Origin of the sequence: Nocardioides sp. Bht2, from assembly GCF_047308515.1 — a bacterium.
GTDB lineage: Bacteria > Actinomycetota > Actinomycetes > Propionibacteriales > Nocardioidaceae > Nocardioides.
Genome location: NZ_JBLBWI010000017.1, coordinates 63,320 through 90,151, shown reverse-complemented (window position 1 = coordinate 90,151; position 26,832 = coordinate 63,320). Strand labels below are relative to the sequence as shown.

The window sequence follows — 26,832 nt, the reverse complement described above, 5'->3', positions numbered from 1 at the left end:
GTTCTTGTCGGTCGGCGACCGCTCCGCTGCGCTCCGCACGGAGGTCGCCTTCCCTCCTTGGCCTTGGCCTGCACAGCGCCTCGCAACCCTCAGCGGGGCTGAGAGTCGCGATGCACTGCACATGCCTGCGTTCTTGTCGGTCGGCGACCGCTCCGCTGCGCTCCGCACGGAGGTCGCCTTCCCTGCGCTCCGCACCACGCCCTGATTGGAGTCTGTGATGGGTATCGAAGAGAAGCTCCCGAGTGGGGTGCTGTTGACCACGGTCGAAGGTGTGGCCGGGTACATGCGGAAGGCGTCGTTCTGGCCGGCGACCTTCGGATTGGCGTGCTGCGCGATCGAGATGATGACCAGCGGCGGACCGAAGTACGACCTCTCCCGGTTCGGGATGGAGGTCTTCCGGGCCAGCCCGCGCCAGGCGGACCTGATGATCGTGGCCGGCCGGGTGAGCCAGAAGATGGCGCCGGTGCTCCGCCAGATCTACGACCAGATGGCCGAACCCAAGTGGGTGCTGGCGATGGGTGTCTGTGCCAGTAGCGGCGGCATGTTCAACAACTACGCCGTCGTCCAGGGTGTCGACCACGTGGTGCCGGTCGACATGTACCTCCCGGGCTGCCCGCCGCGGCCGGAGATGCTGATCGATGCGATCCTCAAGCTCCACGACCAGGTCCAGCACACCAAGCTCGGCAAGAACCGCCAGGAGCAGATCGTCGAGTTGGAGCGTGCCGGCCTGGTGGCGCTGCCGACCTCCGAGCAGAGGGGGCTGCTGCGATGAGCGAGGGCAAGGAGATCGTCGAAGCCGCCCAGGCCACCGGCCAGCAGGTCGGTGAGCGACGTGGCATGTTCGGCGCCAGCGGTACCGGCGACACCAGCGGCTACGGCGGACTGGTCAGCCCCAAGGTCTTCCCCGGCGCGGCGACCCGCCCCTACGGCGGCTGGTTCGACGACGTCGCGGACGCCCTCGGCGATCTCGTCGAGTACGTCGTTCTCCACCGAGGTGAGGCGACCTTCCACGTCCGTCGGGAGTCGCTCTACGCGGCGATGGAGAAGCTGCGCAACGACCCGGCCCTCCGGTTCGAGTTCTCGGCCGGCGTCTCCGGCGTCCACTATCCCGACGACACCGGCCGCGAACTGCACGCCGTCTACAGCCTGCTGTCGATGAGTTTCAACCGCCGGATCCGCGTCGAATCCACCTGCCCGGACGGCGACCCGCACCTGCCGAGCACGGTGGCGCTCTATCCCACCCACGACTGGCACGAGCGCGAGGTGTGGGACTTCTTCGGCGTCATCTTCGACGGCCACCCGGCGTTGGCCAGGATCCAGATGCCCGACGACTGGCCCGGCCACCCGCAGCGCAAGGACTACCCCCTCGGCGGCATTCCCGTGGAGTACAAGGGCGGAACCGTTCCTCCGCCGGACCAGCGCAGGAGCTACAACTGATGGTTTCGACAAGCTCAACCAACGCGAACAGCACCGACGCCTACGCAGGCAGCTCGGAGACCACCAGTGGCCGGGTCTACACCCTGACCGGTCAGGACTGGGACACCCTGGTCGAGGGGATCGGCGAGCACGCCGACGAGCGGGTCGTCGTCAACATGGGTCCGCAGCACCCCTCGACGCACGGTGTGCTGCGGCTGATCCTCGAACTCGAGGGCGAGACCGTCACCGAGGCTCGGTGCGGGATCGGCTACCTGCACACGGGTATCGAGAAGAACATGGAGTTCCGCACCTGGACCCAGGGCGTCACCTTCTGCACCCGGATGGACTACCTCTCCCCGTTCTACAACGAGATGACCTACGTCCTCGGTGTGGAGCGGCTCCTCGACATCGAGGAGGACATCCCGGAGAAGGCGCAGGTGATGCGCGTTCTGCTGATGGAGCTCAACCGGATCTCCTCGCACCTGGTCGCGATCGCCACCGGTGGCATGGAGATCGGTGCGCTGACCGTGATGACGATCGGCTTCCGCGAGCGCGAGCTGGTCCTCGACCTCTTCGAACTGATCACCGGTCTGCGGATGAACCACGCCTTCTTCCGCCCCGGCGGAGTCGCCCAGGACCTGCCCGCCGGAGCGCTCGACGAGATCCGCAGCTTCATCACCTTGATGAAGAAGCGGCTGCCCGAGTACGCGGCACTGTGTAACGCGAACCCGATCTTCAAGGCCCGTTTGGAGGGCGTCGGCTACCTGGACCTCGAAGGCTGCCTGGCGCTGGGGATCAGTGGGCCGGTGCTCCGCTCGACCGGCTACGCCTGGGACCTGCGCAAGACCCAGCCGTACAGCGGCTACGAGACCTACGACTTCGACGTCCAGACCTGGGACACCTGCGACTCCTACGGCCGGTTCCGGATCCGGCTCAACGAGATGCACGAGTCGCTGCGGATCGTCGAACAGTGCGTAGATCGCCTTGCCGGCTTGGAAGGCGCCCCGGTGATGGTGGCCGACAAGAAGATCGCCTGGCCCAGCCAGTTGGCGATCGGCTCGGACGGGATGGGCAACAGCCTCGACCACATCCGGCACATCATGGGCGAGTCGATGGAGGCGTTGATCCATCACTTCAAGCTCGTCACCGAAGGGTTCCGGGTCCCACCGGGCCAGGCCTACATCCCGGTCGAGTCGCCGCGAGGTGAGTTGGGTGCCCACGTAGTCAGCGACGGCGGAACCCGCCCCTACCGCGTGCACTTCCGCGACCCGTCGTTCACCAACCTGCAAGCGACCAGCGTGATGAGTGAGGGCGGCATGGTGGCCGACGTGATCGTCGCGATCGCCAGCATCGACCCGGTGATGGGAGGCGTGGACCGATGACTGTGACCGAGCCGAGCCAAGGGCCGGTGACTTCGGCGATCACCGAGACCACCAAGCGTGAGCTGGCTGAGATCGCGGCGCGGTACCCCGAGGCGCGTTCCGGCCTGCTGCCGATGCTGCACCTGGTGCAGAGCGCGCAGGGCCGGATCACCCCCGAGGGCATCCAGGCCTGTGCCGACGTGCTGGGTCTCTCCGCCGCCGAGGTGTCGGGAGTGGCCACCTTCTACACGATGTACAAGCGCCGCCCGGTCGGTGACTTCCACGTCGGCGTCTGCACCAACACGCTCTGTGCGGTGATGGGCGGGGACCTCATCTTCGAACGGCTCAAGGAGCACCTGGACGTCGGCAACGACGAGGTTGCCGAGCGGCGTCCCGGCGACCAGGCCACCGTCTCCCTGGAGCACGTCGAGTGCAACGCGGCCTGCGACTACGCCCCGGTGGTGATGGTCAACTGGGAATTCATGGACAACCAGACGCCGAGCTCGGCGACGCAGCTGGTCGACGATCTGCGCGCCGGCGTCGAGGTCTCCTCGACCCGTGGCCCGCGGCTCTGCACCTGGCGGGAGGCCGAGCGGGTGTTGGCGGGATTCGAGGACGGTCGCGCCGACGAAGGGCCGTCCGCCGGTGCGGCATCCCTTGCTGGCTTGGAGATCGCCCGCGAGCAGAACTGGAGCGCTCCGAGCGCCGACGGCGAGGAGGCAGCACGGTGACCGACACCCTGACCCCCGTACTCACCGCGAACTGGGGCGACGACCGCGCCTGGTCGCTGGCCTCTTACGAGGCCCAAGGCGGCTACGGCGCGCTGCGCAAGGCACTGGCGGAGCTCCAGCCCGACGACGTGATCACCATGGTCAAGGACTCCGGCCTGCGCGGACGCGGCGGCGCCGGCTTCCCGACCGGGATGAAGTGGAGCTTCATCCCGCAGGATCTGCCGAAGCCGAAGTACCTGGTGGTCAACGCCGACGAGTCGGAGCCGGGAACCTGCAAGGACATCCCGCTGATGATGGCGAGTCCGCACACCCTGGTCGAGGGCGTCATCCTCTCCGCCTATGCGATCCGTGCGAACCACGCCTTCATCTACGTCCGCGGCGAGGTGTTGCACGTGGTCCGGCGTCTGCAGAACGCCGTCCGCGAGGCGTATGCGGCCGGGCACCTGGGCGAGAACATCCACGGATCCGGCTATCAGTTGGACCTCGTCATCCATGCCGGTGCCGGTGCCTACATCTGTGGCGAGGAGACGGCGCTGCTCGATTCGCTGGAGGGCCGCCGCGGCCAACCGCGGCTGCGCCCGCCGTTCCCCGCCGTCGCCGGCCTCTATGCGAGCCCGACGGTGATCAACAACGTGGAGTCGATCGCCTCGGTCCCCGCGATCGTCGCCAACGGCGCCGGGTGGTTCTCCGCGATGGGCACCGAGAAGTCCAAGGGCCACGTCATCTACAGCCTGTCGGGGCACGTGAAGCGTCCCGGACAGTACGAGGCGCCGCTCGGGATCACCTTGCGCGAGCTGCTCGACCTCGGTGGCGGTATCCGTGAGGGTCATCAGCTCAAGTTCTGGACGCCGGGTGGCTCCAGCACGCCGTTGCTGACCGCCGAACACCTCGACATGCCGTTGGACTACGAGTCGGTGGGGGCGGCCGGATCGATGCTCGGCACCCGAGCCCTGCAGATCTTCGACGAGACCACCTGTGTGGTCCGCGCCGTGCTGCGCTGGACCGAGTTCTACAAGCACGAGTCCTGCGGCAAGTGCACCCCGTGCCGTGAAGGGACCTGGTGGCTGGTGCAGAACCTCGCCAAGATGGAGGCCGGCACCATCGCCCCCGAGGACGGCGAGAAGATGCTCGCACTGCTCCTCGATCAGTGCGACAACATCCTGGGCCGTTCGTTCTGCGCGCTCGGCGACGGTGCGACCAGCCCGATCACCTCCTCGATCCAGTACTTCCGTGAGGAGTACCTGGCGCATCTGACCAACCGCGGTTGCCCCTTCGACCCGGTTGCCTCGACGTTGTTCGCCCCGGAAGGAGCAGCGGTATGAGCACCGGAGCACCGGAGACGACCGATCTGGTGACGCTGACCATCGACGGCGTCGCGGTCAGCGTCCCCAAGGGGACCCTGGTGATCCGGGCCGCCGAGCAGATCGGCATCCAGATCCCGCGGTTCTGTGACCACCCGCTGCTGGCGCCCGTCGGCGCCTGCCGCCAGTGCCTGGTCGAGGTCGCGCTCCCCGGTCCGGACGGCGAGCTGCGGCAGATGCAGGGCCCGCCCGGCCGGATGAAGCCCCAGGCCTCGTGCACCTTGACCGCCTCGGAAGGCATGCAGGTCAACACCCAGCTCACCTCGCCCGGTGCGGACAAGGCACAGCGTGGGGTGATGGAGGCTCTGCTGATCAACCACCCGCTCGACTGTCCGGTCTGCGACAAGGGCGGCGAGTGCCCGCTGCAGAACCAAGCGATGAGCAACGGCCAGGGCGAGTCGCGGTTCGCCGACACCGGCGGCACCAAGCGGACCTTCGCCAAGCCGATCAACATTTCCGAGCAGATCCTGCTCGACCGGGAGCGGTGCATCGTCTGCCAGCGTTGTACTCGGTTCGCCGACGAGGTCGCCGGCGATCCGTTCATCGAGCTGATCGAGCGCGGCGCCTACCAGCAGATCGGTATCGCCGAAGGCGTCCCGTTCAACTCCTACTTCTCCGGCAACGTGATCCAGATCTGCCCGGTCGGTGCGCTGACCAGTGCCGAGTACCGGTTCCGTTCCCGGCCCTTCGACCTGGTCTCCTCGCCCGGCGTCACCGAACACGACTCCAGCGGGGCCGCGATCCGGGTCGACCACCGACGCGGCAAGGTCGTCCGGCGGATGGCCGGCAACGACCCCGAGGTCAATGAGGAGTGGATCACCGACAAGGACCGTTTCGCCTTCCAGTACACGCGGTCGGCCGACCGGCTCGGCCACCCGCTGGTCCGTGACGCCGACACCGGCGAGCTGCGCGCTGCCTCGTGGCCCGAAGCGTTCGTGGTGGCGGCCCGTGGGCTCGCCGCGGCCCGCGACGGCGGCGGTGTCGGGGTACTCACCGGTGGCCGATTGATCGCCGAGGACGCCTACGCCTACAGCAAGTTCGCCCGAACGGTGCTCGGCACCAACGACATCGACTTCCGGGCCCGCCCCCACTCGGCCGAGGAGGCGGCGTTCCTGGCCAGCGAGGTGGTCGGCACTATGCCGGTCACCTACCGCGACCTGGAGCAAGCCTCCACCGTTCTGCTGGTGGGTCTGGAGCCTGAGGACGAGGCCGGCTCGATCTTCCTGCGGCTGCGCAAGGCGCAGCAGGCGGGCGCGATCAAGGTGGTCACCGTCGCACCGTTCACCACCCGAGGCTCGGCGAAGCTCCGGGCCGAGGTCGTCTCGACGGCGCCGGGCGAGGAGGCCGAAGCCCTTGCCACGTTGGACGGTCAGCTCGACGGCAACGCGGTGATCCTCGTCGGCGAGCGGCTCGCCTCCGGCTCGGGTGCCTACGCGGCCGCGGTCCGGTTGGCGCGGAGCACCGGCGCCCGACTGGCCTGGGTTCCGCGCCGGGCCGGTGACCGTGGTGCGCTGGAGGCTGGCTGCCTGCCGGGGCTGTTGCCCGGCGGGCGCCCGGTCGGCGACGCCGCCGCCCGGGTCGACGTGGCCACGGCCTGGGGCGTTGACCCGCTGCCGGAGCGGCCGGGCCGCGACACCACCGAGATCCTCTCGGCGCTGAGGGAGAAGACGTTGGCGGGTGTGGTCGTGGCGGGGGTCAGCATCGACGACCTGCCCGACCCGGCGGCGGCGCGCGACGCCTTGCAGGCGGCGAGCTTCGTGGTCGCCCTCGACCTGCGCAACACCGAGATCACCGAGCTCGCCGACGTGGTCTTCCCGGTCGCGCCGACCAGTCACAAGGCCGGAACCTTCGTGAACTGGGAGGGCCGTCCGCGCAGCTTCGCGGCTGCGCTGAGCGCACCGGGGGTGCTCCCCGACCTGCGGTCGCTGGCCGGGATCGCCGAGGAGATGGGAACCACCCTCGGCTTCCGCACCGTTGCCGAGGCACAGGCCGAGATGGCGGAGGTGGGCGCCTGGGACGGGGCCCGCGCGCCCGCTGTCGAGGCGCCGTCCGCGAAGCCGAGGCGACTTGCCAGCAACAGGTTCTGGCTCGCCAGCTGGAAGCTGCTGCTCGACAACGGGCTGCTCCAGGAGGGCGACAAGGCGATGGCCGCGACCGCCCGCCCGGCGGTGGCGAAGGTCTCCGCTTCCACCGCGAACGCGTTGCAGGGTGCCCGCGCCGTCACTCTGACCGGTGATCGGGGCGAGGTGACCGTTCCGGTCGAGGTCGCCGACATCGCTGACGACGTGGTCTGGCTGCCGGCCAACAGCTTGGGCCGCGGCGTACTGGCCGACCTCGCCTCACCGGGGTCTGCGGTCACTGTGAAGGGAGCGCAGCTGTGATCACTGCGGTAGTGCCGATGGCCACCGAGCCGCTCGCCTCGTTCGGCAACGACCCGGTCTGGTTGATCGCGGTCAAGTCCCTGTTGATCTTCGTCGTGCTGGTCGTTCTCACGCTCTTCAACATCTGGTTCGAGCGTCGCGTGGTGGCCCGGATGCAGCACCGCGTCGGCCCCAACGTGCACGGTCCGTTCGGTCTGCTCCAGTCGCTCGCGGACGGCGTCAAGCTGGCCTTGAAGGAAGACATCATCCCGAAGGCGGCCGACAAGGTGGTCTTCGTCCTGGCGCCGATCCTGGCGGCGATCCCGGCCTTCGTGACGTTCGCGGTGATCCCGTTCGGCCCCGAGGTGAACCTCTTCGGGGAACGCACCCCGCTGCAGCTCACCGACATGCCGGTCGCGGTGCTCTTCGTGATGGCGATCGCCTCGATCGGCATCTACGGCATCGTCCTCGGTGGTTGGTCCTCCGGCTCCACCTACTCGCTGCTCGGTGGCCTCCGCTCCAGTGCGCAGATGATCTCCTACGAGGTCGCGATGGGCCTGGCCCTGGTCGCGGTCTTCCTCTACGCCGGGTCGATGTCGACCTCGGAGATCGTCGCCGCCCAGGACGACGTCTGGTTCGCCTTCGTCCTGGTGCCCTCCTTCGTGATCTACGTGATCGCGATGGTCGGCGAGACCAACCGTGCGCCGTTCGACCTGCCGGAGGCCGAGGGCGAGCTGGTCGGTGGCTTCCACACCGAGTACTCGTCGCTCAAGTTCGCCCTCTTCTTCCTTGCCGAGTACATCAACATGGCCACCGTCTCCGCGCTGGCCACGACGCTCTTCCTCGGCGGTTGGCACGCGCCGTGGCCGATCTCCCAGCTGTGGGAAGGCTCGAACGAGGGTTACTGGCCGTTGCTCTGGTTCTTCTCGAAGATGTACCTCTTCATCTTCATGTTCATCTGGCTGCGCGGCTCGCTGCCGCGGTTGCGCTACGACCAGTTCATGGCGTTCGGCTGGAAGCGGCTGATCCCGATCTCGCTGGTCTGGATCGTCGCGGTGGCGACCATCCGCGCGGCCACCCTCGACGACGGCCTGACCCGCAACCAGTTGCTCAGCGTGGTCGGCGTACTCGCCGTGATCTTCCTGGTCCTCTTCCTGGTCCCGGAGAAGAAGGCGCCACCGGCACCCGAGCCGATGCCCGAGGCCAGGCCGGGTGGTTTCCCGGTCCCGCCGATGCCCGCAAACGGCGCGGTCCGCGGTGCGGCCGCCCCGCTCACCTTCCGAGAGGAGAAGTGATGGCTGACTCGCCCAACCTCAAGGAGCAGTTGATCGACCCGATCGCGGGGTTCGGGGTCACCTTCCGGACGATGTTCCGCAAAGTGGTGACCGAGCAGTACCCGTTCGAGAAGAACCCCACCGCACCACGGTTCCACGGTCGGCACCAGCTCAACCGCTGGCCGGACGGGCTGGAGAAGTGCGTGGGCTGCGAGCTCTGCGCGTGGGCCTGCCCGGCGGATGCGATCTACGTCGAGGGTGCCTCGAACGACGACGCGGCGGGTGAACGGTTCTCGCCCGGTGAGCGGTACGGCCGGGTCTACCAGATCAACTACCTGCGCTGCATCCTGTGCGGTCTCTGCATCGAGGCCTGCCCGACCCGGGCGCTCACGATGACCAACGAGTACGAGCTGGCCGACTCCTCGCGCGAGTCGCTGATCTACGAGAAGAACGACCTGCTCGCGCCGTTGCTGCCCGGCATGGAGCAGCCCCCGCACCCGATGCGGCTCGGCGACGACGAGGGCGACTACTACCGGGGCGCCTACCGCAAGCCCGCCGAGGGCGAGGTGTCTCAGTGACCGCGTTCTGGATCCTGGCGCCGATCATGGTGATCGCCGCCCTCGGCATCCTCTTCGTCCGCAAGGCCGTCCACGCCGCCCTGCTGCTGGCCGTGGTGATGGTCTCCCTCGCCGTGCTCTACGCGGTGCTGGAGGCCCCGTTCCTCTTCGCGGTGCAGATCATCGTCTACACCGGCGCGATCCTGATGCTCTTCCTCTTCGTGCTGATGCTGGTCGGTGTCGACGCCTCCGACTCCGTGGTCGAGACGATCCGCGGACAGCGGCTGTTGGCCACCATCGTGGGTCTGGCCTTCGGTGCCACGCTGATCCTCTCGCTCTCCCAGCTGACCTTCGGCACCGTCGTCGGTCTCGACGAGGCGAACAACGGCGGCAACGTCGAGGCGCTGGCCAACCTGCTCTTCAGCAACTACGTCTTCGCCTTCGAGACCACCTCGGCGCTGCTGATCACCGCAGCGATGGGCGCGATGCTGTTGGCGCACCGGGAACGGATCACCGCCAAGCTCGGCCAGCGCGAGCACGCCAACCAGCGGATGACCGAGTACGCCGAGACCGGCCGTCACCCCGGGCCGCTGCCGGCCCCCGGTGTCTTCGCCCGGCACAACGCGGTCGACACCCCCGCACTGCTGCCCGACGGCTCGCCGTCCTACGCCTCCATCTCGCGGGTCCTGGCGGCCCGCGGGGCGGTGCGGAGCGCTCCCGTCGAACAGATCAACGAGGTGCTGCGCCAACTGGGCGCACCGGCCGTCGGCCCGGCGCCGTCCACCCTCACACCCGAAGCACGTGACGAGGAGAACGTCGTCCTCGCCGATGACGCCGCGGCGGCGCCTCCCGCACAGGCCCCCAGCGATCTGCCTGAGGGTCCGTCGAGCGAGGGCCCGCCGGCCGAGGGGAAGGAGGACGCCTGATGGAGACCGAGCCGTACATCCTGCTCTCCGCGATCCTGTTCACGATCGGTTGCATCGGTGTTCTGGTGCGACGCAACGCGATCGTGGTCTTCATGTGCGTGGAGTTGATGCTCAACGCCTCGAACCTCGCGCTGGTCACCTTCGCCAAGGCGAACGGCAATCTCGAGGGACAGATCGCCGCCTTCTTCGTGATGGTCGTCGCGGCCGCCGAAGTAGTGGTGGGTCTGGCGATCATCATGACCATCTTCCGCGCCCGTCGTTCGGCTTCGGTCGACGACGCCAGCCTGCTGAAGTACTGAGGTGAGTTGAGTTGCTGACAACCCTGACCACCGTCGTGCCGGTCCCCGCTGCTGCGGACGGCGTCTTCGGCCTTGCCTGGCTGGTGATCGCACTGCCGTTGGCCGGTGCCGCCATCCTGTTGATCGGTGGCCGGTTCACCGACAGGTGGGGCCACCTGCTGGGCACCGCGACGGCGCTCGCCTCCTTCGGGGTGGGCCTGGCGATGTTCTTCGCGCTGCTCGGCGAGGAGAGCGACAACCGCCAGTACTACGACCACCTCTGGACCTGGTTCCAGGTGGGTGGGCTCGACGTCGGGATGGACCTGCTCTACGACCCGCTCTCGGCACTCTTCGTGCTGCTGATCACCGGAGTCGGATCGCTGATCCACATCTACTCGATCGGCTACATGGCGCATGACGCCAGGCGTCGTCGTTTCTTCGGGTATCTCAACCTCTTCATCGCCGCGATGCTGATGCTGGTCCTGGCGGGCAACTACCTGGGTGTCTTCCTCGGCTGGGAAGGCGTGGGACTCGCCTCCTACCTGTTGATCGGTTTCTGGCAGCACAAGGACTCCGCCGCTGCGGCGTCCAAGAAGGCGTTCGTGATGAACCGGGTCGGCGACGTCGGCATGGTGCTGGCGATCAGCCTGATGTTCGTCACCTTCGGCGCGACCGGGTTCGCTGCGGTCGCGGCCGGTGTCGGCGGGGCGAGCGAGTCCACGCTCAACGCGATCGGTCTGCTCCTACTGCTCGGGGCCTGCGGCAAGAGTGCCCAGGTTCCGTTGCAGGGTTGGCTGTTGGACGCGATGGAGGGCCCGACCCCGGTCTCCGCTCTGATCCACGCGGCCACCATGGTCACCGCGGGCGTCTACCTGATCACCCGCTCCAACTTCATCTTCGAGAACGCTCCGGCCGCGCAGACCGCGGTCGTCGTCGTCGCCGTGGTCACCCTGTTGTGGGGCGCGATCATCGGTTGCGCCAAGGACGACATCAAGAAGGCACTGGCCGGCTCCACGATGAGCCAGATCGGTTACATGATGCTGGGGGCCGGACTGGGAGTGGCGGGTTACGCGTTCGCGATCTTCCACCTGATCACGCATGGTTTCTTCAAGGCCAACATGTTCCTCGGCGCCGGTTCGGTGATGCACGCGATGGACGACGACGTCGACATGCGGCACTACGGCGCGCTGCGGAAGTTCGTCCCGGTCACCTTCCTCACCTTCGCGATGGGCTACCTGGCGATCATCGGATTCCCCGGCTTCTCGGGCTTCTGGTCGAAGGACAAGCTGATCGAGACCGCGTTCGCGGAGAACACGGTCGTCGGTCTCGCCGCCCTGCTGGGAGCGGGCATCACGGCGTTCTACATGACCCGGTTGATGTTGATGACCTTCTTCACCGACAAGCGGTGGGCGGACCCGGAGACCGGCGAGGAGCCGCACCCGCACGAGTCGCCCGCGGTGATGACCGTCCCGTTGATCGTGCTGGCCGCCCTCTCCATCTTCGGCGGTGTGATGCTGGCCGGTGACTGGATCATCGAATGGCTGGAACCGGTGGTCGGCCACGCCGAGCACCATGACCCGCCGATCCCGGCCCTGGCGTTGACCGCGATCATCGTCGCGGTGGTCGCCGTCGGTGTCGCGACGGCCTGGTTCACCATCGGCAGGTCCGAGGTGCCGCGCACTGCCCCCAGCGACGTCTCCCCGCTGACCAAGGCAGCGCGCGCCGACCTCTACGGCGACGCGATCAACGACACCCTGGTGGTAGCGCCGACGATGAGCCTGGCCCGCGGCCCGCAGACCTTCGACGACACCTTCGTCGACGGCGCGGTGGAAGGCCAAGGCCTCGCCACCAGCGGCATCGCCGGACTGCTGCGCAAGGTGCAGAACGGTTACGTCCGCTCCTACGCGCTCTCCATCCTGCTCGGTGCGGCGCTGGTCGTCCTGGCCCTTCTGGCGGTGAACTGGTGATGAACGACTTCCCCTGGCTCAGTCTGCTCGGCATCGTCCCGTTGGCCGGTGCCCTGCTCACCGCGCTGACGCCGTCCAGGCCCGGCGCGGCGCTGCCGAAGCAGGTGGCCCTCGGTACCTCGCTGGTCACCCTGGTGATCGCGATCGTCGTCGGGCTCCGGTTCGACCCGGACGAGGGCATGCAGTTCGCCGAGACCCACACCTGGATCGAGGCGTTCGGTGCGCACTACGCGCTCGGCGTCGACGGGATCGGCCTCGCCCTGGTCCTGCTCACCGCGGTCCTGCTCCCGGTCGTCGTGCTGGCGTCGTGGCACGACGCGGACGAACGCAACACCTCGGCCTTCTTCGCCTGGATCTTGACGCTCTCGGGTCTCGCTCTCTTCGTCTTCATGGCCCAGGACGTCTTCCTGTTCTACGTCGTCTTCGAGGCGACGTTGATCCCGGCCTACTTCTTGATCGGCTCCTACGGTCACGGTGCGGAGCGCGCCCACGCAGCGATGAAGTTCCTGCTCTACATGCTGGCCGGCGGTCTGATCATGTTGGCCTCGGTGGTCGGCCTCTACGCGGTCTCGGCGGCGGCAGGGGAGCCGACCTACCTGATCTCCGAGCTCTCCGCGATGGGCTTCGACAAGGAGACCGGGCGCTGGCTCTTCGTCGGCTTCTTCATCGCCTTCGCGATCAAGGCACCGCTCTTCCCGGTCCACACCTGGCTGCCGAGCACCACCGCCAACGCGACGCCGGGCACCTCGGTCCTGCTGATCTGTGTGCTCGACAAGATCGGCACCTACGGCATGATCCGGTTCTGCCTGGAGCTCTTCCCGGAGGCCTCGAAGTGGGCGACCCCGGTGGTGATCACGCTGGCCGTGATCAGCATCGTCTACGGCGCCCTGCTGGCGATCGTCTCCGACGACATGCTCAAGCTGATCGGTCTGACGTCGCTGTCGCACTTCGGCCTGATCACGTTGGGGATCTTCGTGATGAGCACCCAGGGCATCTCCGGGGCGACCTTCTACATGGTCAACCACGGTCTCGCTACCGCGGTGCTCTTCCTGGTCGCCGGCTACCTGATCCGCCGGACCGGCTCCCAGCTGATCGGGGAGCACGGCGGCATCGAGAAGCATGCGCCGGTGCTGGCCGGGCTCTTCCTGATCGGTGGCCTGGGCACCCTGGGCCTGCCGGGGCTCTCTCCTTTCGTCTCGGAGTTCCTGGTGATCCTGGGGGCGTTCAACTACCACTGGGTCGTCGGTGCCTTCGCGGTCACCGCGATCGTGCTGGCCGCCGTCTACGTGCTGCGGATGTACCAGCGGCTGATGACCGGCCCCAGCGGCCCGGCCGTGGGTGACCTCAAGGTCCGCGAGGTCAGCGCGATCGCCCCGCTGGTGTTGGTGATGGTGGTCCTCGGCTTCTACCCGCAGCCGGTACTGGACGTGATCAACCCGGCGGTCGACGCGGTGTTGGTGAGCGTCGATGAGACCGATGATCCGCCCACCGTGCCGATCGACCAGGTGGTCTCCGACCAGACGCACGAGGAGGTGGACCAGTGATCGAGTTCTCCAAGCCCGCACTGGAGTACGGCGAACTGTGGCCGTTGATGGCGGTCTTCGCGATCGCCTGCGTCGGGGTGCTGATCGAGGCGTTCGCCCCGCGTGCGGTGCGCTACCTGGCCCAGGTCACCCTGGCGTTGGCAGGAACGGTGGCCGCTCTGGTCGGCGTCGTCCTGATCGGGATCGACCACGACAACGGTGACCGTCTCGACGGCACTGTGGCCGCGATGGGTGCGATCGTCGTCGACGGCCCGGCGATCTTCGTCTGGGGTCTGCTTCTGGTGATCGCGATCGCCGGCATCCTGCTCTTCGCCGAGCGGCGCCTCGAGGGCGGCGTCAGCGCGTTCGCGGGCCAGGCCGCAGCGGTTCCCGGCTCGGACGCCGAGCAGGAGGCTGCCGCGCACCGCCTCGACCACACCGAGGTCTATCCACTGCTGATGTTCGCCCTCGCCGGAATGATGCTCTTCGCAGCGGCGGCGGACCTGTTGGCCTTCTTCGTGGCGCTCGAGGTGCTGTCGTTGCCGCTCTACCTGCTGACCGGGCTGGCACGCCGCCGTCGTCTGCTCAGCCAGGAGGCCGCGCTCAAGTATTTCCTGCTCGGGGCATTCTCGTCGGGCTTCGTGATCTACGGCATCGCGTTGGTCTACGGCTACTCCGGCACGATGAGCTACGCCGGCATCCACGAGGCGATCGCCAACAGCGCCGACAACCGGCCGCTGCTCCTGGTCGGCCTCGGCCTGATCAGCGTCGGGCTCCTCTTCAAGATCGGCGCCGCGCCGTTCCAGGCCTGGACCCCGGACGTCTACCAGGGAGCACCGACCCAGGTCACCGCCTTCATGGGCGCGGCCACCAAGGTGGCGGCCTTCGCCGCGATGATGCGCCTCTTCTACGTGGCCTTCGGCTCCGAGCGATGGACCTGGGTCCCGGTGCTCGCCGTCATCGCCGTGGTCACCATGGTCGTCGGCGCGCTGCTCGCGATCGCCCAGACCGACATCAAGCGGATGCTGGCCTACTCCTCGATCACCCACACCGGCTTCCTGCTCACCGGTCTGATCGGGGCACGCGCCAGCGGCGAACTGGCGGACGGCCAGATCTCCTCGACCCAGGCGGTCCTCTTCTACCTGGTCACCTACTCTTTCATGACGCTCGGCGCCTTCGCCGTCGTCTCGTTGGTCCGTGACGCCGGTGGCGAGACCACCGGGATGGCCCGCTGGGCGGGCCTGGGGAAGGAGTCGCCGCTGGTGGCCGGGGTCTTCGCCCTCTTCCTGCTCGGCTTCGCCGGTATCCCGCTGACGGCGGGCTTCGCCGGCAAATGGGCGGTCTTCGCCTCCGCGATGTCGGCCGGCCAATGGCAGGTGGTGGTGGCCGCCGTGCTCACCAGTGCCCTGGCTGCGTTCTTCTACATCCGGGTGATCGTGGTGATGTTCTTCTCCGAGCCCGAGGGCGACGGTCCGACCGTGGCGCTGCCGAGTATGGCGACGAGCGTTACGATCGGTTTCGGCGTCCTGGCGACCGTGATTCTCGGCGTGTTGCCCGGCCCGTTGCTCGACCTAGCGGCCCATGCGGGAGACTTCATCAGGTGACCACCAGTAACGCAGCCGAAACTCCTGCGGCACTTGCCCTGCCGATCCTCGACGAGGAGCTTGCCGACCGCCTTCGCCGGCGGATGGCCGTCGTCGAAGAAGCCTTGGTCGGGCACATCCGCAGCGAGGCCGACTTCGTGACCACTGCGGCCCGGCACCTGATGACTGCCGGGGGCAAGCGGTTCCGCCCGCTGCTGGTGCTGCTGGCCGCCGAGGCCGGCACCACGCCGGACTCCGACGACTTGGTCACGGCTGCCTGTGTGGTCGAGCTGACCCACCTGGCGTCGCTGTACCACGACGACGTGATGGACGAGGCCGAGCTGCGTCGTGGCACCGAGTCCGCCAACGCCCGGTGGGACAACCACGTCGCGATCCTGACCGGCGACTTCCTCTTCTCGAAGTCGTCGGAGCTGACCGCCGACCTCGGCGCGGACGCGGTCCGGATCCAGGCGCAGACGTTCACCCGCCTGGTGGAGGGGCAGATCCTGGAGACGGTGGCGCCCGCTGAGGGAGCCGACCCGCTGGAGCATCACCTGCGCGTGATCGCCGGCAAGACCGGTTCGCTGATCGCCACCTCGGCTCGCTACGGCGCCCGTTTCGGTGGGGCGACGCGCGAGGTCGAGGAGGCGCTGGCCGCCTACGGCGAGATCGTCGGCGCCGCCTTCCAGATCTCTGACGACATCTTGGACATCGCCTCGGAGACCGACGAGTCCGGCAAGACGCCCGGCACCGATCTGCGCGAAGGTGTGCCGACCCTGCCGGTGCTGCTGGTCCAGCGCTCGAACGACCCGGCCGACGCCCGGCTCCAGGAGCTGCTGCGCTCCGACCTCAGCGACGACGCCGCGCTCGCCGAGGCCTTGGAGCTGATCCGCAAGCACCCCGCGATGGACGAGGCGAAGGCCTACGTCGTCGGGCGTGCCAACGAGGCGAAGGCGCTCCTGGAAGCGCTGCCCCGGGGCCCGGTCCGCGAGGCGCTCGAAGCCTTCGCGGACGCCGTCGCGATCCGCTCGACCTGAGCCGACCGCGCCGCGATTCGGGAGGCTTGGCGCCTCCTGGGAGACTTGTTTCCTGGTGCCGGTGTTCGGCTCCGGGAAGAAGGTAGTGCGGCATGGACGCCACGAAGGGTCGATTCGGTACCGGCACGATCGGCCTGGTGATCGCTGTTCTGGCGGTGATCGCCGGCGCGGTCTGGTTCTTCGGGTTCCGTGACGCACCGCTCGACGACGACGTCGTGGTCCAGTACGGCGACGACGTCGTCAAGGTCGACGACTTCCAGGACCGCAGCGCCGCGTTGATCGCCATTCACGCCCTCCAGGTGCCCGGCGACGCCGGCGCGCAGGAGGTCTTCCGCCGCCAGATGGCGAAGTCGATCGCGATCTCCGAGGTGCTGGACGCGGCCGCCGAGAAGCGGGGGATCACGGTCCCGGAGGGCGCCGAGCAGAAGACGCTCGACGAGTTGCTCACCCGATTGAAGACGACCCCCGAGAAGTTCGCCAGCTACCTCGATCAGTCGGGCGCGACCCAGGAGCAGGTCCTGGTCGAACTGCGCCGGCAGCTGATCGCCCAGCAGCTCTACCAGGACGTGACCGCGAAGATCGAGCCGGTGGACGAGGACGAGCTGCGGACCGCGTTCGACTCGGCGTCGGGCCACCTGGCCACGCCGGAGAAGCGGGTGGTCAGTTCGATCGTGGTCAAGGACAAGAAGAGCGCCCAGCAGGTGCTGGCCCAGCTCCGTGGCGGGGCTTCGTTCGAGAAGCTGGCCAAGAAGCGGTCGATCGACACTGCGACCGCGGCCCAGGGCGGCGTCCTGGGCGAGTTTGCGAAGAAGGACCTGGAGGAGGCCTACGCCGAGCTGGCGTTCGCGGCCAAGGCCGGTGCCCTCTTCGGACCGGTCAAGACCTGGTCGGGCTGGCACGTGGGCCGCGTCGACAAGGTCATCGCCGCCAAGAACCCGACCTTCGCCGAGGCGAAGGAAGGCCTGCGCAAGCAGGTCGAGGAGCGGCGCGGCGTCGACCTATGGGAGGACTGGCTCGGCAAGCAGTTGAAGGACGCCGATCTGCGCTACGGCGACGACTACCGCCCGGCCAGCCCCAACGACCCTACCGGCGCCGTCCCGACCAACGCGGCCGTCTGAGGCGCGCATCGCTGGCGGACGGCTGCTAGACGAGGGAGTCCTCGCGGTCGTTGTCGTCGACTTCAGTCGAACGGGGTGTCTGCAACGACCGCTTGGACTCGGCAAGAACAGAGCCACACCAGGTGCAGTTCGGCCAAAGCAAGGCGGTTCCGACCCGGTCGCGACCTGCGAGGTGCCGGTGGTCCAGCCCTAGATCGAGCAGCCCGCCGAGCAGGTTCCGCCCGAGCAGGCCCCGGTCGAGCAGCAGTGGGGGCAACAACCCGCGGACCAGCAGCGCCCCACGCAATCTTCGCCCCGCACCTCTGACTGGTTGAAATCGCCAGTCAGACGTACGCTGAAAGTGTCGGAGCCATCGGGAAGGTAGGGCAGATGACCGTCATCCGTCACCGCTCGTTCCCGACCCCTGTGGTCGAGTTGGATGCGATCAAGGGGGCGTCCGGTTCTGCCCTCAGAATGAGCCGGAGCAGGTACCGGACCCTCACCGAGCGGGGCATCGTCTCGCCAGGCTTCAGGGTTCCGGTCAGGACCCGCGCCGGGTTCAGCGGCTCACGCAAATACCACAGCGTTCTGGCGATCTTGGCTCTCAAGGCGCAACTTGCCGGAGATGATGAAGGTGCTGAGTACCTCGGCGGGCAGGCGCGCGATCTGGAGAGCCGGTTCGAGGCCAGCATCGCCGGGTACCTGATAGACCACGCGGCGACTGACCTGGCGCATGCAGACTTCTTCAAGGATCTTCTCGCTGCGACCGAGGGGGCCCTCGATGGCTGGGCTCGCTTCCGAGAAGTGATCTTCGCGGACGGTGAAGTTGTGGAGATCGACGACAACGATGTTCGCATCATCGGAACCACGTCCGCGGGTGAGCCGATCGAAGTGCTTCTTCCCGCAACCCTGGCCCATGCTCAACAGATTGACGTAGGGGATGCCGTCTGGGTGTTCCGTATTCTGGCGGGTACGAGCGCAATCGTCGAGATCATGCCCACGGAGTCGGCGGAGGGCAGCGGCGGGCGTCGCTATCTTGAGGAAGGCGCGGGCGCGCCCATCAGCAAGGCTGAGGCCGAGTACTTTCAGAACTTGCCGAAGGGAACCCTTCCTGCGGTCAGGGTGGCGAGGATCGCCGGTTGACCCTGACCTGGCGCGAGGCTACGAAGGGGGATCGCCCCCTCCTGCAACGGTTCGTCTGCACCGTTCCCACTCCTCGTGAGCCAGGCCGGCGTGCTCGACCTCATCCGAAGCCGTACGAGCGTGAGGTCGAGAAGGCGGTACGTGCCCTGCCGGTACCCATTTCAGGGGCCGACGGGGTGGCGCTACTCGGCTTTGACGAATCGGAGGAGTTGGTCTCGGTCGCAGCCTGGTGTTCCATCATCGGTGTGGCTTGGCTCTACAAGATTCGATTGGTTGCGGCCGCCGGTAGCCAGCGTGGATCCGGTGGGGCGGTGGCTCGTGAATGTCTGGACGAGGTTCTTCGGCGGATCGCGTCTGAGTGCTCAGGGGCCACCGTCTTTGGGCTCGTCGATGGGCGCAACGCGAACTGCCAGCGGTTGTTGGCCGACCGCGGTTTCGCCAGAACGCCCGGACCTGTCGATGACCCTCGTCTAGAAATGTGGGCTGCGGAGTTGTCCGGGTAAGGGGCAGATCCGCCGGACGGCGTCTTCGCCCCGACTTGCCCGCAGGCCTCCCTCACGCTGGGCTGCCGACCTGGGTCGGCGACAACGTGAGGGGGCCCGCGAGGGTCAGCGGTAGTTGGTGAACTGGACCGCGAACTCGTAGTCCTGGGACTTCACCAGCTGCTGGACGGCCTGGAGGTCGTCACGCTTCTTGGAGGAGACGCGGAGCTCGTCGCCCTGGATCTGGGCCTTCACGCCCTTGGGGCCCTCGTCGCGGATCAGCTTGGAGATCTTCTTCGCGTCCTCGGAGGTGATGCCCTCCTTGAGGTTGATGGTGATCTTGGAGACCTGGCCGGACTGGCGGGGCTCGCTGGCGTCGACGATCTTCAGGCTCTGGTTCCGCTTGATCAGCTTGCCCTGGAAGACGTCGAGGACGGCAGACGCGCGGTCGTCGGCGGAGGCCTCGATCTCGATCACGAACTCGCCGTTCCATTCGATCTTGGCGCCGGTGCCCTTGAAGTCGAATCGGGTGGCGATCTCGCGGGCGGTCTGCCCCAGCGCGTTGTCGACCTCCTGGCGGTCGATCTTGCTCACGATGTCGAATGACGAGTCAGCCATGGCTTCTCCTTCTCCTCGCCCGGTCAAGAGGCGGGCATACGGTGGGGTTCGGGGGTGGAGAGACCTCAGTTTTTCACTCGGTCGCTCACTGCGCTATTGTTGCTGCTTGCTACGACCCGGCCAAGCCGGGGGGTAGTGCGCGGCAGATTGCCCGAGCGGCCAATGGGAGCGGACTGTAAATCCGTCGGGAAACCTTCGAAGGTTCGAATCCTTCATCTGCCACAGCGCAAGACTCAGGCCCTCGCCTCAGGCGGGGGCCTGAGTCGTTCCTGCCTGCCGCCAGTAGCCGGCGCGCCGGCCCGATGGAGGAGTGACCCGAGTGACCAGCGAGGCCCGTGAGCTGCGGTATCCCTTGGGACGCTCGCGAGCTTTCCTGGTCTGGGGAATCGCGATGGTCGCCTACGTGCTGGCGATCTTCCACCGCAGCTCGCTGGGCGTGGCCGGCCTGTTGGCGACCGAACGGTTCGAGATCTCGAACTCCGAACTCGCGGCCTTCACCGTCCTGCAACTCCTGGTCTACGCCGCGATGCAGGTCCCGGTAGGGGTGCTCCTGGACCGCTACGGCCCCCGTGCGCTGCTCCTGAGCGGCGGGATCCTGATGGCGGCGGGCCAGTTCGCCTTCGCCGTCGTCGATGGGTTCGGGGGTGCGTTGGTGGCGCGCGGTGTCGTCGGTGCCGGCGACGCGATGATCTTCGCCAGCGTGATCCGGTTGGCCAACGCCTGGTTCCCTGCGCGGCAGGTGCCGATGGTGGTGCAGGGAACGGGGATGATCGGGCAGCTCGGCTCGGTGCTGGCCTCGGTGCCGTTGACCATCATGCTCCGCGAGATCGGCTGGACCCGTACCTTCGCGGCCGCCGCGACATGCAGCGTGGTGGTGCTGATCGTGGTGCTCCTGGTGGTCCGTGACTCGCCGTACCGGGAGCGTCAGGTCACCGAGGTCCGGATCGGCGAACTGGTCCGTTCCCTCGGCGGCGTGTGGCGCAGCGCCGGAACCCAGCTCGCATTCTGGATGCACTTCACCTCCCAGTTCGCGATCAACTGCTTCGCGTTGCTGTGGGGCTTCCCGTTCCTCGTAGAGGCTCAGGGGCTCTCCGACGAAGCGGCCTCCACGGTGCTCCTGGTGATGGTCGCCTCGGTGTTGGTGATCGGATGGGCGATGGCCAAGCTGATCGCCCGTTTCCCCTACTACCGTTCGCTGCTGGTGGTCGGTGTCGTGGTGGCGATCGCCGTGGTCTGGGCGGTCGTCCTGCTCTGGCCCGGGCAGAGCCCGGTCTGGCTGCTGGTCCTGATGGCCGTGGTCACCGCCGTCGGCGGCCCCGCCTCGATGGTCGCCTTCGATGTCGCCCGCACGTTCACCTCGCCGCAGGCGATCGGCCGGGTCACCGGGTTGGTCAACGGCGGCGGCTACATCGCCACCTTGGCCGTGACCGCCCTGATCGGGTTGATCCTCGACCTGCACGCCACCGACGGCGACACCCGGAGTCTTGGGGACTTCAAGCTCGCGATGGCCGTCCAGTTCCTCTTCTGGGGCGTAGGCGCGGTGCAGATCATCCGCTGGCGTCGCCGCGCGATCGCCCTGTTGTCGGCGGACGGCGGCGATCGGGTGACCCGGCTGCGTCGCGGCGAACAGGTCAGCCTGCCGGTGATCTGACGCCGCAGTGCCGGTGGCTGATCCCCGAAGGTGCGAGGTCCGAGCTAGATTGCCCAGATGGGCGACGACGGCGTACAGGCGAACACCCGCCGGATCGAGGAGTCGGTGGTCACCGACTTCAGCGACCGGATGAGCTACGGCGGCTATCTGGAGCTGCCCACCCTGTTGTCGGCGCAGCGGCCCCTCTCGGACCCGGAGCACCACGACGAGCTGCTCTTCATCGTGCAGCACCAGACCACCGAGCTGTGGCTCAAGCTGGTGTTGCATGAACTCACCGACGCCTGCGCCCGGCTCCGGGCCGACGATCTTGGCCACGCGTTGAAGAACATCGCCCGGGTCAAGCACGTGCAGAAGACCCTTGCCGAGCAGTGGTCGGTGCTGGCGACCCTGACGCCGAGCGAGTACGCCGAGTTCCGGGGCGTACTGGGCAACTCCAGCGGGTTCCAGTCCTGGCAGTACCGGGCGGTCGAGTTCACCCTCGGCAACAAGAACGCCGCCATGCTCAAGGTTTTCGAGGCCGACCCGCAGGCCCACCAGATGGTCGCCGAGGCGTTGGCCCAACCGTCGCTCTACGACGAGTTCCTGCGCTACCTGGCGCGGCACGGCTACCCGGTCCCGGCTGCGGTGCTGGAGCGTGACGTCACCACCGCCTGGACCTTCGATGCCGAGCTGGTCCCGGTCTTCGCAACGATCTATGCCGACACCGAGCAGCATTGGGCGGCCTACGAGACCTGCGAGGAGCTGGTCGACCTGGAGGACAACTTCCAGCTCTGGCGTTTCCGCCACCTCAAGACGGTGGAACGGATCATCGGGCTCAAGCCCGGCACCGGAGGAAGTAGCGGTGCTCCCTTCCTCCGGCGCGCGCTCGAGCTCACCTTCTTCCCGGAGCTCTACGCGGTTCGCACCGCGTTGTGAGCTGGCACCTCAGCCGAACTCGGCACGGACCGCATCGGTGTGGGCGCCCAATAGCGGGCCCGCGCTGCGGATCGTGCCTGGTGTCGCGGTGAACCGGGGAACCACGCCCGGCATCGGCATGGGTTGGGGGTAGCCCGGGGCGTCGATCCGGGTCACCATGCCGCGGGCTTGGTACTGCTCGTCGGCGACGATGTCGGCGGGAGTGAAGATCCGTCCACGAGGGATCTCGTGGGCGTCGATCGTCGCCTCCAAGGTCTCGCTCAGCTGGCTCGAGGTCCACGCCTCGATCAGCGCGTCGAGCTCGATGGCGTGGGCTCCGCGGGCCTGGTGGGTGGCGAACCGGGGGTCCTCGATCAGTTCTGGCCGGCCCATCGCTTCGGCCAGTCGGCCGAAGAGCGAGTCGCTGTTGGCTGCGATCAGCACTTCGACGCCGTCCTTGGTCGAGTAGACGTTGGACGGCGCAACGCCGGGCAGGGTGCTGCCCGCTCGCCGTTTGCTGATGCCGCCGACCTCCCAGTCCGCGACCAACGACTCGGTAAGGGCGAAGACGCTCTCGTAGAGCGCGACGTCGACCTCTTGGCCCTTGCCGGTCCGATGGCGTTCGTTGAGCGCCGCCATCGCACCGCTCACGGCGAAGAGTGCCGCCGTCGAATCACCGAGGCTGATCCCGGCTCGCACCGGCGGACGATCGCTGAAGCCCATCAGAGCCCGCAACCCACCCATCGCTTCGGCAACGCTGCCGAAGCCGCGGTCGCTGGCGCGCGGGCCATCCTGGCCGAACCCGGAGACGTGCACCATGATCAGGCCTGGGTTGTCCGGGGCCAGCGACGCATAGTCCAGTCCCCAGCCCTGCATCCGGCCAGGGGCGAAGTTCTCCAGCACGATGTCGGCCTGTAGGCAGATCGAGCGGGCCAGCGCCCGGTCGGCGTCGGACTTGAGGTCGAGGACCACCGACTCCTTGTTACGTGCGATCGCCGGCCACCACAGGCTTCTGCCGTCCTGGAGTACGCCCCAGGTGCGCATCGGGTCGCCCACGGGCGGCTCGATCTTGATCACCCGCGCGCCGTAGTCGCCGAGTAGTTGGCCGGCGAACGGACCGGCGATGAAGCCGCCCAACTCGACGACGGTCACCCCCTCGAGGGGACCGCGGCTCATCGGGCAACTCCGATCAGGTGACGATCAGTGCGTGGCGCCGTTCCCGTACACGGTTCGGTACCAGATCGCACTGAGGATGTCGACGGCGGTGTCGTCGTCAGGAGCATCGACATCTTCATCGCCTCCCGCCGCGAGCCAGACCCAGCAGAAGCCCTCCAGCATGGAGACGATCGCCGAGGCCAGTTGCCGTTCGGGCAGTCCGGGGGAGTGGCCCGCCCGCTCCGCCGTGTGCAGCGTGGTCACCACTTCGCGGATTCCGGCTGCCCTGATCCTGCGCCACCGCTCCGTGTAGGTGTCGTCGCGCATCGACATCTGGAAGACGCCGATCAGTTCCGGCAGGTACTTGCGGTACGAGTTCCAGTAGGTCAGGACCGCTCCCCGGATGTCCTCCACGGGGTCGCCGGTCTGCGCTCGCATGGAGCCCTTGAGAACCTCGTCCGTGAACTCGGTCAGCAGCGCTTCGAGGAGTTGCTCCTTGTTCTCGTAGTAGTTGTAGAACGAGCCCGCGGACCGTCCAGCGGCCGCCGCAATATCCGAGATCTTCGCGTTGAAGTAGCCCACCTCGGCGAACGTCTCGCGCGCCGCTTGTAGGAACGCTGCTTCGGTCCGCTGTCCCTTGGAGGTACCGGACATGCTGATTCGCCCTTTCGTGGGTTGGGGAGGCCCGATGAGCCGGTGAGGCGGCTCTCCGAGCAACTTGTCGCCGGTTGAGCATATTCATTCCTCCTAGGGGGTTGCGCAAACTCAAATCTGAATCTAACGTCAGAATCAAGTTTTTGGAACCCCTGAACTGAGGAGAGATCGGCATGGCGATGATGAACGGGGCCCAGTACCTGGCCTCCTTGCAGGACGGACGGCGCATCTTCGCCGAGGGTGAGGAGATCAAGGACCTGGCAGAACACGCCCAGTTCGCCAAGTCGCTGCGCCTGGTCGCCGATGGCTACGACGCCCACTACGAGCCGGGTGCAGAGGCCAGTGGGCCGTACTTCAAGATCCCGCGCAGCAAGGACGAGCTCAAGGAGCTGCTGACCGACCTGATGAAGTGGGACATGGTCACGGTGACCACCAGCCAGGGCCTCCTCGCCCTGCTCACCGCGGCTGCCCGGATGCGCGCCGACCTTCCTGAGTACGCGGAGCGGATCGAGAAGTACTTCGCCTACTGCAAGGAGAACGACCTGCGCTGCGTGCAGGCGATCACCGACGCCAAGGGCGACCGCAAGTTCTCGCCGGGCAAGCAGAGCGACGAAGACTCCTACACCCACATCGTGGAGCGTCGCGAAGACGGCATCGTGATCCGGGGCGCCAAGCTGCACATCTCCTCCGCCTCGGTCAGTCACGAGCTCGTGGTGATGCCGACCAAGGCGATGAAGGAGGGCGAGGAGCAGTACGCGGTCGCCTGTGCGATCCCGGTCAACGCGCCCGGCGTGAAGATCGTCAACACCAGCTACGCCCCGAGGGAGCGAGCCGAGGACTTCCCTGCCAGCAGCGAGCACAACATGCCCGAGGGCTTCATCATCCTCGACGACGTCTTCGTGCCCAACGAGCGCGTCTTCCTGGCTGGCGAGACACAGCACTCGCCGACCTTCGCCCACGCACTCGGCCTCTGGGAGCGCCTCGGTGGCACTGCGCACATGGCGGAGTTCGGCGACACACTGGTCGGTCTGGCCCAACTGATCGCCGAGGCCAACGGCACCGAGAAGATCGTGCACGTCAAGGAGAAGATCGCCGAGATGGTGATCTACTCGACGCTCGTCCGTTCCGGCCTCGAGGCAGCGATCGCCAATGCCGCCCCCAGCCCTGAGGGCTGGTACTTCCCGAGCGAGCTGTACACCAACGCCGCCAAGCACTACGCAGCTTCCGAGTACGGCCTGATGACCCGGCATCTGCACGACATCGGTGGTGGCTCGATCGTCACCGCGCCGTCGATCGCCGACCTTGAGAATGAGGAGGTCGGGCCTGCGATCCGTAAGTACATGGCCGGCAAGGACGGCATCGACGGTGAGTATCGGCTGCGCCTGTTCCACGCGATCCGTGACTTCACCGCTGACGCCTACGGGGGCTGGCAGCTCGTCACCATGATCCAGTCCGGCGGCGGCCTCTACGCCCAGCGGATCGTCGCGCGCAAGCACTACGACATGGAGAACGCCAAGGCACTCGGGCGGAAGCTCGCGGGGCTGGCATGACCACTCTTTCGGCGCCCAGCGACCTGGCCGCGTTCGCCGAGTACGTCCGCGAGCAGTTGGGGCGTCTCGCCCCCACCTTCGTCCCGGAGGGTGCCGCGGACCCGAACGACGACCGGATCGCTTCCGTTGAAGAGCTCCGGGAAGGACATGAGGAAGAGGTCGCGCAGGTCCGTAGCCTGCAGGCAGCCCTCTTCGACGCCGGGATCGCTTGGCCGAGTGGGCCGGTCGAGTTCGGTGGGCTCGGCCTGACGGCGGCGCACGATGCCGTCGTCGAGGCCGGACTCTCCGATCTCGGCTTCCCTGCGCGCGATGCGCTCTTCGTCGGGCTCAACATCGTTGCACCTGCGATCCGGCACCATGCCCAGTCGCAGATCCGCGCCGACGAACTCACCGCGCTCTACCGTGGTGACAAGATCGGGTGCCAACTCTTCTCGGAGCCTGGGTCGGGCTCGGACCTTGCCAGCGTCTCGACCAAGGCGGTTCGTGATGGCGACGACTGGGTGATCACCGGCCAGAAGGTATGGACCTCGATGGGACACCTGGCCGACGTCGGGGAGGCTCTGGTCCGGACGGACCCTACGGTCTCCAAGCATGCCGGTCTGAGCATGTTCCTGGTCGACATGCACGCCCCTGGCGTGACCGTGCGACCGATCCGCCAGATGACCGGCGGCGCTGCCTTCAACGAGGTCTTCCTCGACGGCGTCCGGGTGCCGGACAGTCACCGGATCGGCGAGTTGGGCGAAGGGTGGCGCGTCGCCAACACCAGCCTCGGCTCCGAGCGATCCACGATGAGTGGGGCGTCCGGGCCGCTGACCCCTTACGTCCTGGAGCGGTTGAGTGTCCTGGTGCGTCGGCTTGAGGCTGACGCAGACCCGGTCCACCAGGCGCAGATCGCCAGGACAGTCGCGGCGGTCGCCGCGATGCGTGCTGCGGCGGGGCTCAGTGCGGGGTCGTGGAGCCATCAGCTCGAGCCGGTCGCCGGTTCGGTGCTCAAGATGCTGATGGTCCGCGCCCTCGACGAGATCGTTCGGCTGGTCCAGGCCGTCCTCGGCGAGCGTCTTGGCATCGACCACGGCGAACCGGACACCTTCGCCTGGGCGGAGTTCGTGCTCGGAGTCCCGGCGCTGCACCTTGCCGGCGGGACAGATGAGATCCAGCGCAACGTGATCGCCCAGCGAGGCCTTGGACTGCCCCGCCCCTGAATCAAAGTGCCG

The 26,832-nt window shown here is 67.5% G+C and carries 24 protein-coding genes and 1 tRNA gene; 22 read left to right on the top strand and 3 right to left on the bottom strand.

Features of this window, described 5'->3' with window-relative positions:
* The 17 genes from ACLM5J_RS17705 to ACLM5J_RS17625 all read left to right on the top strand — a co-directional run.
* Positions 1–205 (top strand): hypothetical protein (locus ACLM5J_RS17705; RefSeq protein ID WP_413657821.1); only part of this gene is annotated, 205 nt, incomplete at its 5' end.
* A 12-nt stretch (positions 206–217) separates the two neighbouring features.
* Positions 218–772, top strand: coding sequence for a NuoB/complex I 20 kDa subunit family protein (locus ACLM5J_RS17700; protein ID WP_413657820.1), 555 nt, complete (start codon positions 218–220; stop codon positions 770–772).
* Positions 769–1,437 (top strand): NADH-quinone oxidoreductase subunit C, encoded by a 669-nt coding sequence (locus ACLM5J_RS17695; RefSeq protein ID WP_413657819.1) that lies wholly within the window; start codon positions 769–771, stop codon positions 1,435–1,437. The genes ACLM5J_RS17700 and ACLM5J_RS17695 overlap by 4 nt, the downstream gene beginning before the upstream one ends.
* Positions 1,437–2,798, top strand: coding sequence for an NADH-quinone oxidoreductase subunit D (locus tag ACLM5J_RS17690; RefSeq protein ID WP_413657818.1), 1,362 nt, complete (start codon positions 1,437–1,439; stop codon positions 2,796–2,798). Before ACLM5J_RS17695 ends, ACLM5J_RS17690 begins: the two co-directional genes overlap by 1 nt.
* Positions 2,795–3,508, top strand: a complete 714-nt coding sequence (nuoE, locus tag ACLM5J_RS17685; protein WP_413657817.1) for an NADH-quinone oxidoreductase subunit NuoE — start codon at positions 2,795–2,797, stop codon at positions 3,506–3,508. Before ACLM5J_RS17690 ends, nuoE begins: the two co-directional genes overlap by 4 nt.
* A complete protein-coding gene (nuoF, locus tag ACLM5J_RS17680) occupies positions 3,505–4,830 on the top strand; it encodes an NADH-quinone oxidoreductase subunit NuoF (RefSeq protein WP_413657816.1) in 1,326 nt (441 codons plus the stop codon). Before nuoE ends, nuoF begins: the two co-directional genes overlap by 4 nt.
* The gene (locus ACLM5J_RS17675; RefSeq protein ID WP_413657815.1) at positions 4,827–7,250 is read left to right on the top strand and encodes an NADH-quinone oxidoreductase subunit G; all 2,424 of its coding nucleotides are present in this window, start codon (positions 4,827–4,829) and stop codon (positions 7,248–7,250) included. Before nuoF ends, ACLM5J_RS17675 begins: the two co-directional genes overlap by 4 nt.
* A gap of 17 nt (positions 7,251–7,267) precedes the next feature.
* Entirely contained in the window at positions 7,268–8,524 is a 1,257-nt protein-coding gene (gene nuoH / locus ACLM5J_RS17670) for an NADH-quinone oxidoreductase subunit NuoH (protein ID WP_413657826.1), read from the top strand.
* Positions 8,524–9,081 carry an NADH-quinone oxidoreductase subunit NuoI gene (gene nuoI / locus ACLM5J_RS17665; RefSeq protein ID WP_413657814.1) on the top strand — a complete coding sequence of 186 codons (558 nt, stop codon included), beginning with the start codon at positions 8,524–8,526 and terminating at the stop codon, positions 9,079–9,081. Before nuoH ends, nuoI begins: the two co-directional genes overlap by 1 nt.
* Complete coding sequence (locus ACLM5J_RS17660) at positions 9,078–9,986, top strand: NADH-quinone oxidoreductase subunit J (protein WP_413657813.1); 909 nt, start codon at positions 9,078–9,080, stop codon at positions 9,984–9,986. The genes nuoI and ACLM5J_RS17660 overlap by 4 nt, the downstream gene beginning before the upstream one ends.
* Positions 9,986–10,285, top strand: a complete 300-nt coding sequence (gene nuoK / locus ACLM5J_RS17655) for an NADH-quinone oxidoreductase subunit NuoK (protein WP_413657812.1) — start codon at positions 9,986–9,988, stop codon at positions 10,283–10,285. Before ACLM5J_RS17660 ends, nuoK begins: the two co-directional genes overlap by 1 nt.
* Positions 10,286–10,296: 11 nt before the next feature.
* A complete protein-coding gene (gene nuoL / locus ACLM5J_RS17650) occupies positions 10,297–12,231 on the top strand; it encodes an NADH-quinone oxidoreductase subunit L (protein WP_413657811.1) in 1,935 nt (644 codons plus the stop codon).
* Complete coding sequence (locus tag ACLM5J_RS17645; protein ID WP_413657810.1) at positions 12,231–13,775, top strand: NADH-quinone oxidoreductase subunit M; 1,545 nt, start codon at positions 12,231–12,233, stop codon at positions 13,773–13,775. The genes nuoL and ACLM5J_RS17645 overlap by 1 nt, the downstream gene beginning before the upstream one ends.
* A gap of 47 nt (positions 13,776–13,822) precedes the next feature.
* A complete protein-coding gene (nuoN, locus tag ACLM5J_RS17640) occupies positions 13,823–15,358 on the top strand; it encodes an NADH-quinone oxidoreductase subunit NuoN (RefSeq protein WP_413657824.1) in 1,536 nt (511 codons plus the stop codon).
* Positions 15,359–15,441: 83 nt separating this feature from the next.
* On the top strand, positions 15,442–16,374 hold the full coding sequence (locus ACLM5J_RS17635; RefSeq protein WP_413657823.1) for a polyprenyl synthetase family protein: 933 nt from the start codon (positions 15,442–15,444) through the stop codon (positions 16,372–16,374).
* Between the two features lie 92 nt (positions 16,375–16,466).
* Positions 16,467–17,492: a peptidyl-prolyl cis-trans isomerase gene (locus ACLM5J_RS17630; RefSeq protein ID WP_413657809.1), complete on the top strand. Its 1,026-nt coding sequence runs from the start codon at positions 16,467–16,469 to the stop codon at positions 17,490–17,492.
* A gap of 369 nt (positions 17,493–17,861) precedes the next feature.
* Entirely contained in the window at positions 17,862–18,614 is a 753-nt protein-coding gene (locus tag ACLM5J_RS17625) for a hypothetical protein (protein ID WP_413657808.1), read from the top strand.
* Between the two features lie 608 nt (positions 18,615–19,222).
* On the opposite strand, the gene ACLM5J_RS17620 is transcribed toward ACLM5J_RS17625, so the two are convergent.
* The gene (locus ACLM5J_RS17620; protein ID WP_413657807.1) at positions 19,223–19,714 is read right to left on the bottom strand and encodes a YajQ family cyclic di-GMP-binding protein; all 492 of its coding nucleotides are present in this window, start codon (positions 19,712–19,714) and stop codon (positions 19,223–19,225) included.
* A 141-nt stretch (positions 19,715–19,855) separates the two neighbouring features.
* Here ACLM5J_RS17620 and ACLM5J_RS17615 point away from each other — a divergent pair.
* The 3 genes from ACLM5J_RS17615 to kynA all read left to right on the top strand — a co-directional run bounded on the left by ACLM5J_RS17615 (position 19,856) and on the right by kynA (position 22,280).
* A tRNA-Tyr gene (locus ACLM5J_RS17615) sits at positions 19,856–19,936 on the top strand.
* Positions 19,937–20,033: 97 nt separating this feature from the next.
* Positions 20,034–21,365, top strand: a complete 1,332-nt coding sequence (locus tag ACLM5J_RS17610) for an MFS transporter (protein ID WP_413657806.1) — start codon at positions 20,034–20,036, stop codon at positions 21,363–21,365.
* 57 nt (positions 21,366–21,422) lie between these two features.
* Complete coding sequence (gene kynA / locus ACLM5J_RS17605) at positions 21,423–22,280, top strand: tryptophan 2,3-dioxygenase (RefSeq protein ID WP_413657805.1); 858 nt, start codon at positions 21,423–21,425, stop codon at positions 22,278–22,280.
* Positions 22,281–22,289: 9 nt separating this feature from the next.
* Here the strand turns inward: kynA and ACLM5J_RS17600 are convergent, their stop codons facing one another.
* A complete protein-coding gene (locus tag ACLM5J_RS17600) occupies positions 22,290–23,435 on the bottom strand; it encodes a CaiB/BaiF CoA transferase family protein (protein WP_413657804.1) in 1,146 nt (381 codons plus the stop codon).
* Between the two features lie 24 nt (positions 23,436–23,459).
* A complete protein-coding gene (locus ACLM5J_RS17595) occupies positions 23,460–24,068 on the bottom strand; it encodes a TetR/AcrR family transcriptional regulator (protein WP_413657803.1) in 609 nt (202 codons plus the stop codon).
* A gap of 173 nt (positions 24,069–24,241) precedes the next feature.
* Between ACLM5J_RS17595 and ACLM5J_RS17590 the strand changes: the two genes are divergently transcribed.
* Together ACLM5J_RS17590 and ACLM5J_RS17585 are read left to right on the top strand one after the other, a co-directional pair.
* Entirely contained in the window at positions 24,242–25,618 is a 1,377-nt protein-coding gene (locus tag ACLM5J_RS17590) for a 4-hydroxyphenylacetate 3-hydroxylase N-terminal domain-containing protein (RefSeq protein ID WP_413657802.1), read from the top strand.
* A complete protein-coding gene (locus ACLM5J_RS17585; RefSeq protein ID WP_413657801.1) occupies positions 25,615–26,820 on the top strand; it encodes an acyl-CoA dehydrogenase family protein in 1,206 nt (401 codons plus the stop codon). Before ACLM5J_RS17590 ends, ACLM5J_RS17585 begins: the two co-directional genes overlap by 4 nt.
* Positions 26,821–26,832 lie beyond the last annotated feature (12 nt).